The sequence below is a fragment of the Nakamurella flavida genome, assembly GCF_030811475.1.
In the GTDB taxonomy this organism is placed as follows: Bacteria; Actinomycetota; Actinomycetes; order Mycobacteriales; family Nakamurellaceae; genus Nakamurella; species Nakamurella flavida.
The window spans coordinates 3271771-3289344 of the sequence record NZ_JAUSQV010000001.1 but is presented as its reverse complement, the minus strand read 5'-3'; the positions used below and the strand labels follow the sequence as shown (position 1 = coordinate 3289344).

Annotated in this window: 14 protein-coding genes; 7 read left to right on the top strand and 7 right to left on the bottom strand. The window is 73.4% G+C overall.

Features of this window, described 5'->3' with window-relative positions; all coding sequences use genetic code 11:
- Positions 1–22 precede the first annotated feature (22 nt).
- Together J2S58_RS14540 and J2S58_RS14535 are read right to left on the bottom strand one after the other, a co-directional pair.
- The gene (locus tag J2S58_RS14540; RefSeq protein ID WP_205257847.1) at positions 23–2152 is read right to left on the bottom strand and encodes an AAA domain-containing protein; all 2130 of its coding nucleotides are present in this window, start codon (positions 2150–2152) and stop codon (positions 23–25) included.
- Between the two features lie 76 nt (positions 2153–2228).
- Positions 2229–7715: an ATP-binding protein gene (locus J2S58_RS14535; RefSeq protein ID WP_205257846.1), complete on the bottom strand. Its 5487-nt coding sequence runs from the start codon at positions 7713–7715 to the stop codon at positions 2229–2231.
- Positions 7716–7902: 187 nt separating this feature from the next.
- Here J2S58_RS14535 and J2S58_RS14530 point away from each other — a divergent pair, with 187 nt between their 5' ends.
- Positions 7903–8289 (top strand): ArsR/SmtB family transcription factor, encoded by a 387-nt coding sequence (locus tag J2S58_RS14530; protein ID WP_205257845.1) that lies wholly within the window; start codon positions 7903–7905, stop codon positions 8287–8289.
- Positions 8286–8753: an SRPBCC family protein gene (locus J2S58_RS14525; protein WP_205257844.1), complete on the top strand. Its 468-nt coding sequence runs from the start codon at positions 8286–8288 to the stop codon at positions 8751–8753. The genes J2S58_RS14530 and J2S58_RS14525 overlap by 4 nt, the downstream gene beginning before the upstream one ends.
- On the opposite strand, the gene J2S58_RS14520 is transcribed toward J2S58_RS14525, so the two are convergent.
- The gene (locus J2S58_RS14520) at positions 8723–9859 is read right to left on the bottom strand and encodes a UDP-N-acetylmuramate dehydrogenase (protein WP_275889520.1); all 1137 of its coding nucleotides are present in this window, start codon (positions 9857–9859) and stop codon (positions 8723–8725) included. The two genes, J2S58_RS14525 and J2S58_RS14520, sit on opposite strands and share 31 nt — an antisense overlap.
- A 95-nt stretch (positions 9860–9954) precedes the next feature.
- Positions 9955–10446 carry a hypothetical protein gene (locus J2S58_RS14515; RefSeq protein ID WP_205257842.1) on the bottom strand — a complete coding sequence of 164 codons (492 nt, stop codon included), beginning with the start codon at positions 10444–10446 and terminating at the stop codon, positions 9955–9957.
- Positions 10447–10619: 173 nt separating this feature from the next.
- Between J2S58_RS14515 and J2S58_RS14510 the strand changes: the two genes are divergently transcribed.
- The 4 genes from J2S58_RS14510 (at position 10620) to J2S58_RS14495 (ending at position 14059) form a co-directional block, all read left to right on the top strand.
- Positions 10620–11315 carry a TetR/AcrR family transcriptional regulator gene (locus J2S58_RS14510; protein WP_205257841.1) on the top strand — a complete coding sequence of 232 codons (696 nt, stop codon included), beginning with the start codon at positions 10620–10622 and terminating at the stop codon, positions 11313–11315.
- 87 nt (positions 11316–11402) lie between these two features.
- Entirely contained in the window at positions 11403–11897 is a 495-nt protein-coding gene (locus J2S58_RS14505; protein WP_205257840.1) for a DUF2505 domain-containing protein, read from the top strand.
- A gap of 77 nt (positions 11898–11974) precedes the next feature.
- Positions 11975–12889 carry a PAC2 family protein gene (locus tag J2S58_RS14500; protein ID WP_205257839.1) on the top strand — a complete coding sequence of 305 codons (915 nt, stop codon included), beginning with the start codon at positions 11975–11977 and terminating at the stop codon, positions 12887–12889.
- Positions 12890–12943: 54 nt separating this feature from the next.
- The gene (locus J2S58_RS14495; RefSeq protein ID WP_370881875.1) at positions 12944–14059 is read left to right on the top strand and encodes a potassium channel family protein; all 1116 of its coding nucleotides are present in this window, start codon (positions 12944–12946) and stop codon (positions 14057–14059) included.
- A 39-nt stretch (positions 14060–14098) separates the two neighbouring features.
- On the opposite strand, the gene J2S58_RS14490 is transcribed toward J2S58_RS14495, so the two are convergent.
- On the bottom strand, positions 14099–15058 hold the full coding sequence (locus J2S58_RS14490; protein ID WP_205257838.1) for a cation diffusion facilitator family transporter: 960 nt from the start codon (positions 15056–15058) through the stop codon (positions 14099–14101).
- Between the two features lie 270 nt (positions 15059–15328).
- On the opposite strand from J2S58_RS14490, the gene J2S58_RS14485 reads away from it, so the two are divergent.
- Positions 15329–16078 (top strand): GAF and ANTAR domain-containing protein, encoded by a 750-nt coding sequence (locus J2S58_RS14485; RefSeq protein ID WP_205257837.1) that lies wholly within the window; start codon positions 15329–15331, stop codon positions 16076–16078.
- A gap of 39 nt (positions 16079–16117) precedes the next feature.
- Here the strand turns inward: J2S58_RS14485 and J2S58_RS14480 are convergent, their stop codons facing one another.
- Positions 16118–17146, bottom strand: a complete 1029-nt coding sequence (locus J2S58_RS14480; protein WP_205257836.1) for a sigma-70 family RNA polymerase sigma factor — start codon at positions 17144–17146, stop codon at positions 16118–16120.
- Between the two features lie 102 nt (positions 17147–17248).
- Positions 17249–17473 carry a hypothetical protein gene (locus tag J2S58_RS14475; protein ID WP_205257835.1) on the bottom strand — a complete coding sequence of 75 codons (225 nt, stop codon included), beginning with the start codon at positions 17471–17473 and terminating at the stop codon, positions 17249–17251.
- Positions 17474–17574 lie beyond the last annotated feature (101 nt).

Genomic DNA, 17574 nt, shown 5'->3' with positions numbered 1-17574 from the left:
TGGTCGGTGACCCGTGACCCGCTCAGTCCAGCGCCACGCAGCGCGAGTGGGCGCGGGCGGAGTCGTCGTCGGTCACGCCCAGCACGGTGAACGCGTCGACGTGCACCCACGGGCCCTCGCCGGTCCAGCCCTCCGGCGGTCCGGCGCGGTGCCCGAGCAGGACCAGCCCGTCGTCGGCGCGGGAACCGGCGTGCACCGTGGCGGCGAACTCGGCGGCGCCGGCCTCGTCCACGACGACCAGGTCGAACCGACGCTGGGCGAGCATCGGGTCGGTCAACGTCGACATCGTGCACCCGACGACGGGGGCCTCGGTGGCGACCCGGCGCCAGGCCGCCTCGTACTCGTCGTCCAGCCGGATCCGCCGGCGGTCCAGCTCGCGCAGCAGCCGGTCCAGGTGGTGCACCCGCTGCTCGAACCGCTCCCGGTCCTTCAGCAGGTCCAGCACCCCGCGGCGCTGGGCGTCCTCCACGATCTGGTGGGCGTGCGGCATGACGCGCGTCTGCGCCAGGAACGACTCCAGCTGACGCTCCACGTCGGCCAGGCCGCGGGCCACGTCCCGCTCCTGCTCGGCCCACCGGGCGTGTTCCAGGGCGAGTTCCTGGCTGCTCGCCCGGGCCGCGGCCCGGGCGAGCTCGTCGGCCCGCCGGGTGCGGACGGCGTCCTGCGCGTCCTGCGCTCCCGACCGCTGTGCGGTCAGCCGGGTGGCGGCCTCCTGCCAGGCGGCGGTCGCGGTGGCCAGCTCGTCGGCCGCGGCGGCCTCGTTCTCCTCGAGGCGGCGGATCTGCCAGGGCAGCCACGGTGGCCGGTTGGTGAGCGCGTCGTGCAGTTCGGCGTGCACGGCGGCCAGTTCGTCGCGATGGGCGGCCAGATCGGCCACGGTGGCCTCGGCCCGGGCGAGGACCTGGGCCCACTGCTCGGCCTGGCGTTCCGCGTCCTGCACCGAGGCCACCGCATCCTCGTGCCCGGCGGCCTGCTCCCGGGCCTGCTCACGGCGACGGGAGACGGCGGCCAGCTGCGCGGCGATCTGCTCGGTGCGTTGCAGCAGGCGGTCCCGCCCTGCGGTCAGCAGGGAGGTCTGCTCCGCCGCGTGCACGGCAGCCTGCGCCTGGTCGAGCCGCTCGACGTCCTCCTGGGCCAGGGCGGCGCGGATCCGGTCCATGGCCTCGCGGTCGGTGTGCGCGTGGTTGGCGCGGGCCTCGTCGTCGAGTTCCCGGAGCCGGTCGTCCCGCCGGACGCGCACCGCCGCGGCGCGATCGAGGGAGAGCCACCGGTGGCCGGCGATGTCGGGATGGGCCACCCCCTGCGCGGCCTCCGGGTCGGCGTCCACGTCGGGCACCCGCACGGCCACACCGGGCCGGCGCTGGGCGGGGCCGGCGAGGGAGAGGTCGATCAGCACGGCGTCGACCGGGCCGGGCACGGGCGCGGTGACCAGCACCGTCTTCCCGGCGGCGAGCGCCCGGTGGACGGCCTCCACCACGGTCTCGGTGCGCCGCTCGCCGGGCTCGCCCCACACCAACCAGCCGCCGCCGGTCAGCGTGGCGGCCAGGGCGCGGGCCTGCGCGGCGTCCAGGTGCCCGGGGTCGACCGTCCGGTCCAGGCCGCGGGCCGACCACAGATCGGCGACCCGGGCCCCGCGGTGCGCAGACTCCAGCTGGGTGAGCATCCGCCGCTGTCGGTCCAGCTGCTCGTCCTGGGCGTAGCCGACCCAGACCAGGTCGGCGCCCGGCAGCTCCGCCCGGACCTCGGGCGTCACCTCCAGCACCAGGTGATCCCCGGTGGAGGCGTACTTCAGCTCCAGCGGGACCCGCCGCGGCGGGGTCACCGGCCAATCGGGGTCTGTCCCACCGGCCGCCGCATCGGCGTCGCCGCTGGCGTCCATCAGCACGAAGGCCCGGGTGTCCCACCCGCCGGGCGGGGTGTGCCGGGGGGTGAGGTGCAGCAGGCTGCGGTCGGGCATGTCCTGCGCCTCGGGCACCACCGGCCGGATGCGGGACACCTGCGCGCGTTCGGAGATGGCCGCGCGCAGGCCGAGCACGGCCTCGGCCCGGATCTCCAGCCACGTCAGCGGACGCCCGGCGGGGGCGTCGGGACGAGGGGTGACGCGCTCGGACACGGCGGACTCCTGGGGATCGGGAGGGGTGGAACGGGGCACGGCAGCCCCATCCTTCCAGGCGCCGACGGGGCTCCGACCCACCGGCGGGCCGGCCGCCGACCACCCCGGCCCGACCTCACCGCGCCCGGGCCATGCCCCGTTCCACGGCGTCGATCAGGTAGGGCCGCAACGACTCCGGCGCGATGGTGGTGTCCACCGAGCCGACCCGTTCGGCCCGCTCGATGGTGTGGATGGCCTCGAACTCGCCGGCCACCTCACCGAGCTTCTCCGACCGGACGGAGGCCCGGACGTCGGCCAGCTCCACCCGCAGCCGGCCGCGGTCCGCGGCGGGGGCGGCGGCCACGGCGGCCTCCAGCTCCCGCACCCGGGGGTCGGCGGCGGTGCGGGCGTTGACGTCGCGGGTGAACACCACGGCGGCGGCCGGCGCGCCGCCGAGCACCGAGGCGAACGAGCCCTCGACGGCGACGACCTCCATGTTGTCGTTCAGGGCGCCGGAGAACACCACGAAGGCGCCGCCGTGGTACCGGGAGATGACGCAGAAGACGATCGGCCCGTCGAAGTTGACGATGGCCCGGCCGATCTCGGCGCCGTACTCCAGCTGCAGGTTCCGCAGTGACTCCGGGGAGCCGTCGAACCCGGACAGGTTGGCCAGCACGACCAGCGGGCGGTTGCCGCTGACCGCGTTGATGGCCCGGGCGACCTTCTTGGACGACCGCGGGAACAGCGTTCCGGACGTGAACAGGTCGGGTCCGTCGGCGGGCAGCGCGCCCCGCCGCGGGATCGGCCGTGACTCGATGCCGATGACCTCGACCGGATGTCCGCCCAGGTGCGCGTCCACGACCACCCCGGTGTCTGCCTCGGCCATGCCGGCCCACCGCTCCAGGGTCGGGTGGTCCTGGTCGACGATCGACTCGATGACGGTCCGGATGTCGAACGGCTTCTTGCGCTCCCGGTTCTTCTCCACCGAGAAGATGTCGCCGACGGTGGTGAAGTCGCTGTCGGCCAGGGCGTGCGGGTACTCGCGGACGTCCCGCTCGCGCGGGTCGGTGGTGACCGCCGGGCGGGGGAACCGCTCGCCGGGGGCCAGGTAGGCGTGCTCGTAGTGGGCGAACAGGATGTCCACCGCGGCACGCAGGGTCGGCGCCCAGTACTGCGCCTCGCCGTTCGGGCCCATGATCCGGTCGTAACCGCCGATGCCGAAGTTGTCCTCGGCGGACACCCCGCCGGAGTAGTCCAGCGAGTGCTTGCCGGTCAGCACCATCGCACTGTCCGGGGTCATCACCAGGATGCCCTTGGTGTGCGGCAGCATCGTGGCCTCGGCGTTCCAGTACGGCTGGGCGCCGACGTTGATGCCGGCGACCACGATGTTCACCTCGCCGCCGTCCTGGGTGAAGGTGATGAGCCGGCGCAGCGCACGGGCGACCGCGTCCATGTTCTCGGTGCCGCTGTCCATCGAGATGGTGGCGCCGGAGGAGAGCGTGAACCACTCCACGGGGATGCCCCGCTCGGCCGCGAGATCGACGGCCGCGACGATCAGCGCGCACTCGGCCACCGCCACGGTGCCCAGCGCCTTGGTCGGGTCACCGAACAGGGCGACCCGCTCCATGCCTTCGGGGTAGCGCTCGGTCGGCGCGCTGACCAGGCCGGCGACGATGCCGGCGCGGTTGCGGCCGTAGGGGCGGTCCACCGGTGTGAAGGCGCCGTCGGTCAGGTCGTACTCGACGAAGCTGCCCTGCTCGCCGGTCAGCAGCGGGACGATCTCGTAGGGGTAGACGGTGCCGCGGGCCGCGGACCGCTGGACCTTCTGGGTGTAGTCGTCGAGCGGGGCGATGGGTTCCGTCGGCGGGTCGGTGACCTGGACGGACAAGCCGCGACCGGGGGCCTCCCGGAAGCTGAGCGCGACGGCCCGGACGGGCAGGTCGGGCCGCTCGCGGAGCTTGGCCAGGACGGTGATCTCCTCCAGACCCGCGCCAACCGACAGCGGCACGCTGCCCCGGGCGAAGCCGATGAGCTCCCGCAGCGGCAGCTCGATCGTCGGCCACACGTGCAGGATCACCCTGTTCGCGTCCAGCCGCTGCCGGGTGCCGCGGGTGGCCTGCACCCGCCGGATGCTGTCCAGGCAGGCGGCGAGCATCCGCTCGGCGGCCGGGAAGGCGATGACGGCGCCGGACGCGTCCCGCAGCGGGGTCACGTCGCGGACGGCGGCCAGGGCCACGAGTCGCTCGTCGGACGGGTTGTCCGGCGCGACGCAGTGCACCAGGTACACGTCGTCGGCGGCGGGCAGCCGGGTGCCGACGAAGTTCTTGAGCCGCCAGAGGTCCAGCCGCTGGGCGATCAGCGGGTGCAGGCCGCGGACGATCCGCTCCTCGGCCACGCCGGTGTCACCGGTCGGGCGGAAGGTGAACTGCTCGACGCCCTGGTCGGGTCCGCTGACCACGCTGACGGTGACGCGGCGGCCACGGGCCAGCACCGGGACGGTGTCGACGGCCGCGCGGAGCTCGTCGGACACCGCCTCGGAGTCGGCGGGGCGGTCGGGCCAGGAGAGGTAGATGTCGGTGACGACCTGGGTGGGATCCGCGGCCGTGGCCGCCACCTCGGCGATCGCGGCCAGCGAACCGGCGAGGCCCGGGTGGTCGGCGACGGTGGACACCAGGTGCAGGGTGCGGCCCTGCAGTTCGAAGTCACCGACCACGGCCGGCCGGCCGGCCAGCTCCCGGGTCCGCAGGTTGGTCAGCTGCCGGATGGAGTAGTACCGGCGGGTCATCGCCTCGAGCATCGGGGCGAGCTCGACCCCCCCGGCCAGCACCTGCTCGGCGAGCACGCCGATGAGCGGCTCCGGGCTGTTCTCCATCGTGCGCATGCGCTCGAGGTGGTCCGCGGCGTGCGGGTTGGCCGCGAGATAGCCGAGCTCGGCACGGATCTCGCGGTAGACCTCGGTGCGGGCCTGCTCGATCAGCGGCCGGTCGAACACCCGGAACCGGACGTTGCGGGCCAGGTCGCCGACCACCGGGTAGCGCAGCTGGGTGGCCACGATGAGTCGCTCGATGACCTCGCCGACCTCCTCGCGGACGCCCTCGTCCAGGACGGCGTCGACGGTGAGCCAGCGCTGCAGCAGGGCGGTGACCACCGGGATCTGGTCGGCACCACGGTCCAGGGCCAGGAAGACGCGGAACACCGCCTCCTCCAGCGGGTCGCCGGTCTCGTCCTCGGCCACGCCGTAGTGGGCGAGCACGCGGGCCAGGCGCTGGCGGAACGAGCCGGGCAGCCCCTCCCGGTCCGCGTCCAGGGAGTGCAGGTAGGTGTGGAAGTACTCGCGGGGGCTGTGCACGCGCTCGTCGGAGTCGTGCTCGTCGCGGGCGGGCCGGTTGCGGGACAGCTCGCACAGATCGGCGAAGGTGGCCAGCAGGGACAGCTCGGCGCGGACCAGCTCCCGGTCGTCGTCGGGCACGGCGGCCCGGTGGGTCTCGTACTCGGCGGACAGCTCGCGGGCCCGCTCGGCCGACACGTCGTAGCCGGTGACCAGCCCGCGCAGGGCGGTGAGGGCGGCCAGGGCGCGGGCCCGCGCATCGTCCTGCGACTCCTGGGCACCGGTGGTGAAGATGATGGTCGGCCGGGACGAGGCCGCGACCCCGTCGTCCGCCCGGTCCAGACGGACCAGCGGCGCCCCCGCGTCGACCTGGGAGTTCACCCCGGCCAGCACCTCGCGGACGCGGCCGGCGTAGGGCGCCCGCACGGGCGTCTCCATCTTCATGCTCTCCAGCACGGCGACGGTGTCCCCGGCCTGCACGTCGCTGCCCACCGTGACGGGGATGGCCACGACCACGGCCGGCGCGGACGAACGCAGGATGCCGCCCTCGTCCTGGCTGACCCGGTGGCTGACCCCGTCCACCTCGACCAGGCTGGACGCCTCGCCGGTGACCGAGACGACGGCGTGCCGGCGCCCGGCGACGACGATGCGGCTCTCGTGGGCGGACAGCCGCTCCACGGTCACCGGCACCATCTGCTCCGCGACGTGCACCCGGAACTCGCCGGGGCTGACCTCGAACACCTCCAGGGAGTAGGAGTTGCCGAGGTGGCCGAGCTCGACGGTGCGCCCGACGGTCTGCGCCGCGCGCGGGCGACCGCCGCGGGCCGACCGCAGGAACGCGTCCCGGGCCTGGGACTCCGCGCTCTCGTAGGCGTTGACGGCCACCGCGAGGAGCGCGACGTCGGCACCGGGGGCGAGCACGGTCTCGTCGACCGCGCCGACCCGGTCGAGCCAGGCGGTGTCGGCGGTGCCGTCGACGACCTCGGGCCGATCGAGCAGGTCGAGCAGGAACGACTTGGTGGTGGTGCCACCCCGGAGCACCACGGTGGTCTCCCGCAGCGCGCAGCGCAGTCGGGCCATCGCCTCCGAACGGGTCCGGCCCCAGGCGATGATCTTGGCGACCATCGAGTCGTAGTCCGGCGGGATGACGTCGCCGGTGGCGATGCCGGTGTCCACCCGGATGCCGGGCCCGCTGGGCAGGGTCAGCAGCTCGACGGCACCGGGCGAGGGGGCGAACCCGGCGTCGGCGTCCTCGGCGTTGAGCCGCGCCTCGATGGCGTGGCCGAACGGCGGCGGCACCTCGCCGGTCAGCCGCTCCCCGTTCGCCACCCGGATCTGCAGTTTGACCAGGTCCAGGCCGGTGGTCTCCTCGGTGACCGGGTGCTCGACCTGCAGTCGGGTGTTGACCTCCAGGAACGCGAAGGTCTTCTCCTGCGGCTGGTACAGGAACTCCACGGTGCCGGCGCCGCGGTAACCGGCCGCCCGGACCAGGGCGGCGGCCCGGGCCGCCAGATCGGCGGACTGCTCGGGGGTGAGCGCGGGTGAGCTGGACTCCTCGATGAGCTTCTGGTTGCGCCGCTGGATGGAGCAGTCGCGCACGCCCGGCGTCCACACGGTGCCGTGGTTGTCGGCCATCACCTGGACCTCGATGTGCCGGCCGCCCTGCACGAGGCGCTCCATGAAGATCACCGGGTCGCCGAAGGTGTGCTGGGCCTCGATCCGCACCCGCTCGAGCGAGGGCAGCAGCTCGGCCGGGTCGCGCACGATGCGGATGCCGCGCCCGCCGCCGCCGCTGCGGGCCTTGAGGATGAGCGGGAACCCGATCGCTGCCGCGTGCTCCAGCGCCTGCTCGGGAGACTCCACGGGGCCGCCGCTCCACGCGGCGACGGGCACGCCGTTGGCCTCGGCCATGATCTTGGCCTGCACCTTGTCGCCGAGCATCCGCATCGCCTCGGCGGGCGGGCCGATGAAGGTGACGCCGATCCGCTCGCACAGTTCGGCGAACGTCGGGTCCTCGGCGACGAAGCCCCAGCCGACCCAGGCGGCGTCGGCGCGGGCGGCACGCATGGCGCGTTCCAGCTCGGCGTGATCCAGGTACGGGCTGCCCAGCGAACCCTTGTCGCGGAGCACCACGGACTCGTCGGCGGCCCGGACGAACAGGGCGCTGCGCTCGGCCGCGGTGTGCAGCGCGATGACGCGGATGCCGTACCCGAACTCGGCGTTCAGTTCCCGTACCGCGCGGATGAGCCGGACGGCCGGCTCACCTCGGTTGATCACGGCGATCCGACTGAACATCAACGCTCCTTCACGGGCAGCTTCCGGACGACCGACGGCAGGGTGGCGACCGCTCCGGGGGACGAGTGTTCCACGACCCTCCGACGGCCGTCACCGAGCGACGCACCGGGGGTCTTGACCCCTCGGCATGGTGGGGGTTTACTCAACACGTCAGTTGAGCAACAGATCCATTGAAGAAGAGGCCTCGATGGTCGACGACCGGGACATCCAGGCCGGCCTCGACCGCGCATTCCTGGCCCTGGCCGATCCGGTCCGCCGGGCGATCGTCGCCCGGTTGAGTCGGGGTCCGGCCACCGTCACCGAGCTGGCCGAGCCGCACGCCATCAGCACCCAGGCGGTCTCCCGGCACATCCAGGTGCTCGAGCTGGCCGGTCTGGTCACCCGGTCCCGGGACGCCCAACGGCGCCCGGTGCACCTGGCCCCGGCCGCACTGGCCGAGCTGACGGCCTGGATCGACGAGCACCGGCTCGCCCACGAGCGACGCTTCCGCGCCCTGGACGCCGTGCTCACCGCGACGCGCACACCACCCACCATCACCCCGGGCACCCACCCGGCAGAGCAGGAGGAGCCATGAGCAACCCCGTCCACATCGATGCCCCCGAGGGCGTCCCGTTCATCGAGATCCGACGCGAGTTCGACGCCCCCGTCGCCGCGGTCATGAACGCCCACCGGGACCCGGACCTGGTCCGGCAGTGGCTGGGCCCGGACGGCTACGAGATGGCCGTCGACACCTGGGACTGCCGCAGCGGGGGCAGCTACGCCTACGTGCACACGGACCCGGCCGGCGCGCTCTTCGGCTTCCGCGGTTCGTTCCACACCGTGCGGGACGACTTCATCGTGCAGACCTTCGAGTTCGACGGCTGGCCCGATGTCGTCTCGCTGGAGACGCTGACGCTCACCGCCCTGGACGACGAGCGCTGCGCGCTGCGGATCTGGTCGACCTATCCCACGGTCGAGGCTCGCGACGGCATGGTGTCCAGCGGCATGGAGCACGGGCTGACCCAGGGCTACGCCAAGCTGGACGGACTGCTGGCCTGATCCAGGTCCACCCCGACGAAGACCGGCTCGGGGTGCAGCCGCACCCCGAAGGCGGCGTGCACGCCGTCCCGGATCTCCCGGGCCAGCGCGAGCAGGTCCTCGGTGCTGCCGCCGCGGTTGGTCAGCGCCAGGGTGTGCTTCGACGACAGGGCGGCGCCGCCCCGCGGGCCCGGGTGCCCCTTGGTGAAGCCGGCCCGGTCGATCAGCCAGGCGGCGGACAACTTCACCGTGCCGGGATCGGCGCCCGTCACGGGATAGGACGGGTAGGTGACCTCGGCGCCGAGCCGGGCGCGGATGGCGCTGTCGGCGTCCCGCGCGCGCTCGGCGTCCAGGATCGGGTTGGTGAAGAACGATCCGGCGCTGCGGGTGTCCGGGTCGGCGTCATCCAGCACCATTCCCTTCCCGCGGCGCAGCTCGAGCACGGCGGTGCGCACATCGGCGGCGGGCGCGGTGCCGCCGAGCGGGACGCCCAGACTGCGGGCCAGCTCGGCGTAGCGCACCGGGACCTCGTCACGGGTGAGCGCGAAGGTGACCGCGGTGACCACCGCACGCTCGCTGCCGCGCAACACCGACGTCCGGTAGCCCAACTGCAGCTCGTCGGCCGTCAGGACAGCGGCCCGGTGGGCAGTGCGGTCGTAGACCTCCACCGACACCAGCGTGTCGGCGATCTCGCTCCCGTACGCGCCGACGTTCTGGACGGGGGTGGCCCCGGTCGATCCGGGGATGCCGGAGAGCGGCGCCAGCTCGCCGTACCCGTCGGACACCGTGCGGGCGACCAGGGCGTCCCAGTCCTCGCCCGCACCGACGGTGACCAGATCGCGACCGGGGACGACCGGGTCGGGAGCGACGGCGTATCCGCTGATCTCGATGCGGACCACCGGGCAGGGCACCCCGTCGTCGGCGACGACGAGGTTCGACCCGCCGCCCAGCACCAGCACCCCGGTCCCCGCGGCGTCGGCCGCCCCGACCAGGTCGGCGACCTGCCCCGCGGTGCGGGCGCGGTGCAGCGCGGGGGCCGGGCCGCCCAGGTGCAGGGTGGTCAGCTCGGCCAGCCGGACGGGCACGGCGGGGGTGTCGGCTTCGGCGGTCGAGGTCACCGTCACCAGGGTAGAGCCCGGTGTTCGCGCGGGCGGCTCGTGCCGGTCACGCGGAGACGCCCGGCGGACCCTGGGGGATCCGCCGGGCGCCCACCGGCCCGGGGTCAGGCCGAACTGCCGCTGCCCGCGTAGTTGGCCTTGGCGTGCTTGCGGACCTCCTTGTAGTACCGGTTGGCCACGGCGTAGCAGGCCTCCCGCTTCAGGCCGGCCTTGTAGGCGTCCCGGCAGTCGATGCGCATGTTGTTCTTCAGGAAGTTGTCGCAGGTCAACCGATCCCACCCGCTGATGGAGCTGTAGCAGCGGTCGTGCAGCAGGCAGGACCCGTGGAAGTCGGCCTTGCCCCAGTGATCCGGGATCCACCAGCTCTTCCAGTTGTTGTTCCCGGGCCCGCACCAGTCGTCGCCGGCCGAGGACGCGGAGCTCGCAGCGGCCACAACCGCACCGTTGATCGTCGGGGCCGCGGCCACCGCCGACGACGGACCCGCCGCGGACGCCGCGGGAGCGAGCATGCCGCCGAGCAGCAGGGCGCAGCCGACGAGCAGGATCACCGCCATCCCGCGTCGTGAACGATTGTCCGGCAACACTTCTCGATCCATCTTCTGCTCCCTGTCCCGGGGTGGAGTACCGATGGCAGAACTGTGACAGCTCGGCGGGATCGGGCCCAGAGCAGGAACGGAAAAGTAAATTCCTTATCTCCTGGACGGCTCCGTCGATCGGCCGGAGGGCGGCGCGAGCGGCGGCCCGCGGACACCGGCGTTAACCTCCGGCCATGGCGCGACGCTCGGCGGAGCAGACCCGACAGCTCCTGTTGGACACCGCGGTGACGATGCTGCACGAGCAGGGCCCCGCCGCCGGCGTGCTCCACATCCGCCTCAGTGAGGTGGTCGCCCGGGTCGGGCTGACGACCGGTGCCGCCTACCGGCTGTGGGACGACCAGCGGGACTTCCACGACGAGCTCGCCGTCGTCGCGCTGCGCTGGCGCGACCGGTCGCTGTGGGATCGGACCGAACGGGCGGTGGCCCCCGCGGTGGCGGCCGCTGCGCCGCTGACGGAGGTCCTCCGACAGGGGGCTGCAGCGAACGTGCAGACCCTGCCCGACGACGCCGGCATCCTGCTGGTCCTCGCGCTCCGGGCGACCGCCCATCACCATGCGGCGCTGAGGCGGGCGGTGGCCGGCCGCCGTGCGGAGGCCGTCGAGGCCTTCGGCCGGCTCTACCTGCGGGTGATGGAGGCCTACGGTCTCCGGCTCCGACCGCCGTTCACCGTCGACCACCTGTGTGCCGCGTTCACCGCCGTGGTCGAGGGATTCGGTGTGCAGACGGCGGCCGGCGAGGCGCCGCCTACGGTCCGGTGGGCGGCCGACGGGACCGACGAGCAGGACTGGAGCCTGCTGGGGGTGTGCCTGATGGGGGTCGTCGACCGGATGACCGAGCCGGCCGCGGCCCCTCCGGGTCCCGGGGAGTGACCCGTCCCCCACCGCCCCGATGCGCCCCGACACCGCTGCCGCGGGGATGATCGGGGGGACCGCCCGCCCCGACCCCCAGGAGCCTCCGTGCCCACTCCGCTGTCCGTCCGCCAGGAGTTCGACGTCCCCCCGGCGCAGCTGTACGCCCGGCTCAAGGACCGTGATTTCGTCACCGGCCGGTTGAACGCCTCCGGTGGCCAGGACCCCGAGGTGGTCAGCCTGGACGTCGTCGGCGACGACATCACGATCGTCACCCGGCAGGGCATCCCGGCCGCGATCCTGCCGTCGATGGTCTCCGCGATGATCCCGGGTGACCCGGTGACGGAGCGGACCGAGACCTGGCGCCCCGTCGCCGACGGTTACGAGGCGACGTTCTCCGTGGTCGTCAAGGGTGCTCCGGCATCGTTGAAGGGGACAATGGCGTTGCGTCCGATGGGGACGGGCACCGAGCTCGTCGTCGACGGTGCGGCCAGCGTCCCGATCCCGCTCTTCGGCGCCAAGGTCGAGAAGATGGTGGCCGAGCAGGTCGAGGGTGTGCTGCGCCGCGAGGAGCGGTTCATCAAGGCCCAGCCCGCCGGCTGACCCGGCCGGCGCGAGCCGCCCACCGCACCGACAGCAGGACGAGCACCCCCACGCGGGGTGGAGCGAGGAGATCGACGATGGCCGGCGAACCGGGCGAACTGTTCGAGCTGCACCTGGAGCGACCCGAGCTCGACGACCTCGGCAACCCCGTGCTGGTCGTCGCCCTGGACGGGTACATCGACGCCGGCGGCGGTGTCCGGCTGGCCGTGTCCGCCCTGCTGGAGTCCCTCGAGCACACCCCGGTGGTCACCTTCGACGTCGACCAGCTCATCGACTACCGGGCCCGGCGTCCCGCGTTGACGTTCCACGACAACGCCTACACCGCGTACCAGGCGCCGACCCTGCAGGTGCATCGGCTGGTGGACGAGGGCGGCACCCCGTTCCTGCTGATGTCCGGCCCGGAGCCGGACGTGCAGTGGGAGCGGTTCATCCGCGCGGTCGCCCAGGTCGTCGACCGGCTGAACGTGCGGATGACGGTCGGGCTGCTGGCCATCCCGATGGGTGTCCCGCACACGCGCCCGACGGGCATGACCCAGCACTCGTCACGGCCCGGGCTCCTCCCGCCCCAGGAGGACCGCACGGGCACCATCCAGGTCCCCGGGCACCTCGGCGGTCTGCTGGAACTGCGGTTCGGGCAGGACGGCCGGGACGCGATCGGGTTCGCCGCGCACGTCCCGCACTACCTGGCCCGCTCGGAGTACCCGGAGGTGGCCCGCACCCTGATCCAGGCCACCGCGGACGCCTGCGGACTGCTGCTGCCGACCAGCTCGCTGGACGCCGCGAGCGCCGAGCTGCGCACCCAGCTGGCCGAGCAGATCGCCGAGAACGGCGAGGTCGCCGACGTCGTCCGGGCGCTGGAGGAGCAGTACGACGCGTTCGCCTCGGCCTCCGGTCGCGGTCTGCTGGCCGAGTCGGCGCCGCTGCCCACGGCCGACGAGCTGGGTGCCCAGTTCGAGGCTTTCCTGGCCGATCGCGAGCCGCCCACCGGCTGACCGGGGCCCCCATCGGGGTGCCCGGGCCGGCCCCCCTCCCCGGCGACGTACCGTCTGGTCGTGGCCAGACCTCCCCGCACGAAGAACGGCGTCCCCGAACGCCGGATCGCGCTGCCCGAACGCCGGGAGTACGGGCCGTTCGTGGCCATCGGTTTCCGCATCCTGATCGCCCTGAGCTGTGTGGCGATCACCGCGGTCGTGGTCTACCTGGAGCGGGACGGGTACCGCGACGTCGACGGCAAGGTCAACAGCCTGCTGGACGCGTTCTACTACGCCACCGTCACCCTCTCCACCACCGGCTACGGCGACATCACCCCGATCACCGACGCCGCCCGGCTCACCAACATCCTGCTCATCACCCCGTTGCGGTTCCTCTTCCTGATCGTCCTGGTCGGCACGACGATCGAGGTGCTCACCGAGCGCAGCCGTCAGCAGTTCCGCTACAGCCGCTGGAGGAAGCGCGTGAAGAAGCACACCGTGGTCATCGGGTACGGCACCAAGGGTCGGTCGGCGGTGTCCGCGTTGCTCGACCAGGGCTACCCGGCCGACCGCATCGTGGTCGTCGACCTGGACGGCGCCAACATCAAGGTCGCCACCGGGGACGGCTGCGTCGGGGTGATCGGCGATGCCCGCCGCGAGGAGGTGCTGCGGCAGGCGGCCATGTCCTCGGCCGACAAGGTCGTCGTGGCCACCGACCGCGACGACACCTCGGTGCTGGTGACGCTGACCGCCCGGCGGCTGGCGCCGCACGCCACCATCGTGGCGGCCGCACGCGAGGAGCAGAACATCGCGGTGCTCAAGCAGGGCGGCGCCGACGTCGTCATCCCGACCGCGGAGTCGGCCGGTCGGTTGCTCGGGCTGTCGATCATCGCCCCGAACGCCGGTGAACTGATGGAGGACCTGCTCGAGCCGGTCGCCGGGCTGCAGATCGCCGAGCGCGAGGTGCGTCCGGAGGACGTCGGTCTGTCCCCCGCCCGGCTCACCGCGCAGGGCGAGATCGTGCTGACGGTGATCCGCAACGGCGTCCACCACCGGTTCGACTCCGGCGGGGTCAAGGTCTTCCAGCCCGGGGACCGCATCGTGGTGATCCGCGGCACCGGGATCGAGTCGCCCCCCGAAGAGGACGGCGGCGCCGGCGCGGAGCGGCGCCGGGACCGCAACACGGCCTGATCGACGACGGTCGTGGCCCCGGGGTCCGGGGCCGACCGGTCACCAGCCGATCTCACCGCACGAGGTGTGGTCGGCCGGCTCGACCTGCAGGGTGGCGTGCGCGATGGCGTGCTGGAGGGCGAGCACGTCCCGGGCCTGGTCGAGCACCCGGTGGGCATCGACCCCGGGCGTGGTGACCAGGTGCGCGGTGGCCACCGTCATGCCGGAGGTGAGCTCCCACAGGTGCAGGTCGTGCACGGAGACCACGCCCTGCACGGCGCCGAGGTCCGCCGCCACGACACCGACGTCGACCCCGTCCGGGACCTGCTGCCCGAGCACCCGCAGCACCGACCGGCCCAGGCCGACCGCCCGCACCAGCACGAACACCGCGATGATCAGGGCCACGACGAGGTCCCACACCGAGGAACCGGTCCACGCGATGAGCCCGGCGGCGATGATGACGCCGATCGAGCCGGCCGCGTCGCCGAGCACCTCGAGGTAGGCCGCACGCAGGTTCAACGACTCCTTGGACCCGGCCTTGAGCAGGATCAGCCCGACGGCGTTGATGGCCAGCCCGATCAGCCCGACGATCAGCAGGGGCAGCGAGGACACCGCGACCTCGCCGCCCTCACCGGCCCGGCCGACCGCCTCGACGATGACGAAGACGCCCACTCCGAGCATGAGCAGCACGGTCAGCCCGGCGGAGAACACCTCGGCGCGGTACCGCCCGTACGACCAGCGGCCGGTGCCGTCCGGGCGGGCGGCGATCCGGGTGGCCAGCAGCGAGGCACCCAGCGCGACCACGTCGGTGGCCATGTGGCCGGCGTCGGCGATCAGCGCGAGCGAATTGGTGACGAGCCCGACGACGAGCTCCACGACGAAGAAGCCGGCGGTGAGCGCGAAGGTCACCGCGAGGCGGCCGCGGAAACGTCCGGCCGTCGAGGCCGACCCGCCGTCCGAGCCCCCGTTCCCAGCGCCGTGGCCGCCGTGGCCGCCGGAGTGCCCGTGGTGCCCGCTCATCGCCCGGCCGCCCGGAGGGGATGGACGACATCGTTCGCAGGAGCGTGCACGGCGGTCCGTTCGGCCGGGGCCCGGCGGGGCCTGGAAGGGTGCACCCGCGGAGGCAGGCTGCCCATTGTCACCCATCGACCGTCGCCCGTTCGGAGGATGTGGGGCACCCCGCATCCCAGCGACGGGTCACCGGCCGCCGGACAGGGCAGGATGACCGGGTCCCCGTCGTCGAGACCGTGCGGCGGAACGATCGTGCGACCCAGAAGGACCGAGGACGCGATGACCGCTCCCGATTTCTCCCCCCGCTCCGCCGCGGCCGGCGTCGAGCTGGCCCGCAGCCTGGCCGACAATCCGGAGGTCACCCAGGCCCTGCACGCCCTGGTCGAGATGGCGCTGGCCGCGGGGATCTGCGACGAGGCCAGCGTCACCCTGGTCGGCAAGGACGGATCGGTGGATTCCGCGGCGGTGTCCTCACCGTCCGCCGGGGAGGCCGACGCACTGCAGTACGAGCTGGGCGAGGGCCCGTGTCTGCGGGCCGCGGAGACGTCGGGCGTCTGGGTGGTCCCGGACACCCGGTCCGACGCGCGTTTCCCGCGCTGGGGGCCGGCGGCGGCCGATTCGGGTGTGGGCGCGACGGTGAGCGTGCACCTGTTCACCGAACGCCGCGCGCTGGGCGGGCTGAACCTGTACCGGGCCGCGGCCGGCCCGATCTCCGAGGACGACATCGAGGCCGCCCGCATGGTGGGTGCCCACGCATCGGTCACGCTGGCCCGGCTCCGTACCGAGCGGGAGCTGTGGCGGGCGGTGGACGCCCGGCACCTGATCGGGCAGGCCCAGGGCATCCTCATCGAGCGGCTGGGGCTCACCCCCGAACGCGCGTTCGCCGTGCTCAAGCGCTACTCCAGCGACCACAACCGCAAGCTCAACGACGTGGCCCGCGATCTGGTCAACACCGGGCAGCTGCCCGGGCAGGCCCGCCCGGCGGCCCGGGCCGACGTCGATCTGCAGGACGCGGACTCCGCCGGCTGAGCGCATCCGCGGACCGTCCGCAGGCCGGCCCGGCGCCGATCAGGCGCAGGCGGTGCGCAGCTTGCCGGTGATGTCCCGCAGCCAGCGGGAGATCTGCATCTGGCTGACGCCGACCTCCTGCGCGATCTGCGACTGCGACCATCCGTGCTGGAAGCGCAGGTCGACGACCTTGCGCTCCTGGTCGCTGAGGATGCTCAGCAGCCGCTCCACCGCGAGCCGGTCCTCCACGCGGGCCAGGTCGTGGTCGACCTCGCCGTAACTCTGGGCCATCACCCAGCCGGTCCCCGCGTCCGCGTCCAGCGACGGCGGGCGGCAGAGCGCCACCGCGGTCCGGGCCTCGGCCACCGCCGCGGCCGACACCCCGACGATGCGGGCGATGTCCGGGTCGGTCGGACGCCGCCCGTGCCGCTGCCAGAAGATCTGCTCGGCGTCGCCGATGGCCACCCGCAGTTCCTGCACCCGGCGCGGCGGGCGCACCGTCCAGGAGTGGTCGCGGAAGTACCGCTTGATCTCCCCGGAGATGGTCGGCACCGCGAACTGCAGGAAGTCCTCGCTGCGGTCGGGCAACCAGCGCGCCACCGACTTGACCAGGCCCAGGCTGGCCAGCTGCTCGAGATCGCCCCGCTCCACCCCTCGGCCGCGGTAGCGGGCGGCGATGGACCGGGCGACCGGCAGGTACTCGCGGACGACGACCGCCCGGCGACGGGCCTGCTCCCCGGCGTCGGTCGACTCGGTGATGTCGGCGAGCAGCTGCATCATCCGGCGGGCCCGCTCGGGCGAGGGCGCCGCCGCGATGGTGGACGGCGGCCTTGGGGCACCGGCCGACCCCGCGGATCGGGGTGCGGTCCCCACGCGGTCCAGGGGGGCCTCGTCGGCCGACTCCTCGCCTCCAGCACCGTGTGCAGCGCTCTGCGCATCGGTGAACTGCGCGGCGGCGAACTGTGCGGCAGCGGCGAACCGTGCTGCTGCGGATGCCGACGGGGTGGGGTCCGACCGCCCGTCGAGCATGCTCGGCACAGGGACGGGCGTCTCGGGTCGGATCAGGGTGGGGGCGCTCAGGGGTGCCATGGAAGTCTCCCTCGAGAAATAAGACTTCCTGGCTGCCCTGCTGAACCAGAGAAGGACGAGTATGGCCGACGCACTCGACGGTCGCGCCGAGGCCCGGCGGTGCTACCGGTCGGAACGGCCCGGCGCGGTGACCACGTCGCTCTGCCCGGTGGTGGTGATCTGGTCGCGGCCGGTGCCGTCCCCGGTCTGCTCCCCGCCGCTGAGGACGAGGACGAGGATGACGGCGATGATCACTGCGACGAAGGCGATCGCGACGTACAGCAGCAGGAAGCGCTTGCCCCGGGCGCCGGGGCGGGCGGGCGATCCGGACCGTGACGTCTGCGTCATGTGGGGGGTACCTCGTTCTCGACATGCGGCGGTGCGGCGCCGGTCTTCTCGACGCCCTCTGCTCGGCCACACCACTACCGGCCCGTGGTCGGCGGCGGATG

Coding starts and splice junctions, on each gene's coding strand:
- J2S58_RS14500 (WP_205257839.1), top strand. CDS start 11,975: ATGGCCGGCGAACCGGGCGAACTGTTCGAGCTGCACCTGGAGCGACCC.
- J2S58_RS14480 (WP_205257836.1), bottom strand. CDS start 17,146: ATGGCACCCCTGAGCGCCCCCACCCTGATCCGACCCGAGACGCCCGTC.
- J2S58_RS14510 (WP_205257841.1), top strand. CDS start 10,620: ATGGCGCGACGCTCGGCGGAGCAGACCCGACAGCTCCTGTTGGACACC.
- J2S58_RS14485 (WP_205257837.1), top strand. CDS start 15,329: ATGACCGCTCCCGATTTCTCCCCCCGCTCCGCCGCGGCCGGCGTCGAG.
- J2S58_RS14525 (WP_205257844.1), top strand. CDS start 8,286: ATGAGCAACCCCGTCCACATCGATGCCCCCGAGGGCGTCCCGTTCATC.
- J2S58_RS14490 (WP_205257838.1), bottom strand. CDS start 15,058: ATGAGCGGGCACCACGGGCACTCCGGCGGCCACGGCGGCCACGGCGCT.
- J2S58_RS14530 (WP_205257845.1), top strand. CDS start 7,903: ATGGTCGACGACCGGGACATCCAGGCCGGCCTCGACCGCGCATTCCTG.
- J2S58_RS14515 (WP_205257842.1), bottom strand. CDS start 10,446: ATGGATCGAGAAGTGTTGCCGGACAATCGTTCACGACGCGGGATGGCG.
- J2S58_RS14535 (WP_205257846.1), bottom strand. CDS start 7,715: ATGTTCAGTCGGATCGCCGTGATCAACCGAGGTGAGCCGGCCGTCCGG.
- J2S58_RS14475 (WP_205257835.1), bottom strand. CDS start 17,473: ATGACGCAGACGTCACGGTCCGGATCGCCCGCCCGCCCCGGCGCCCGG.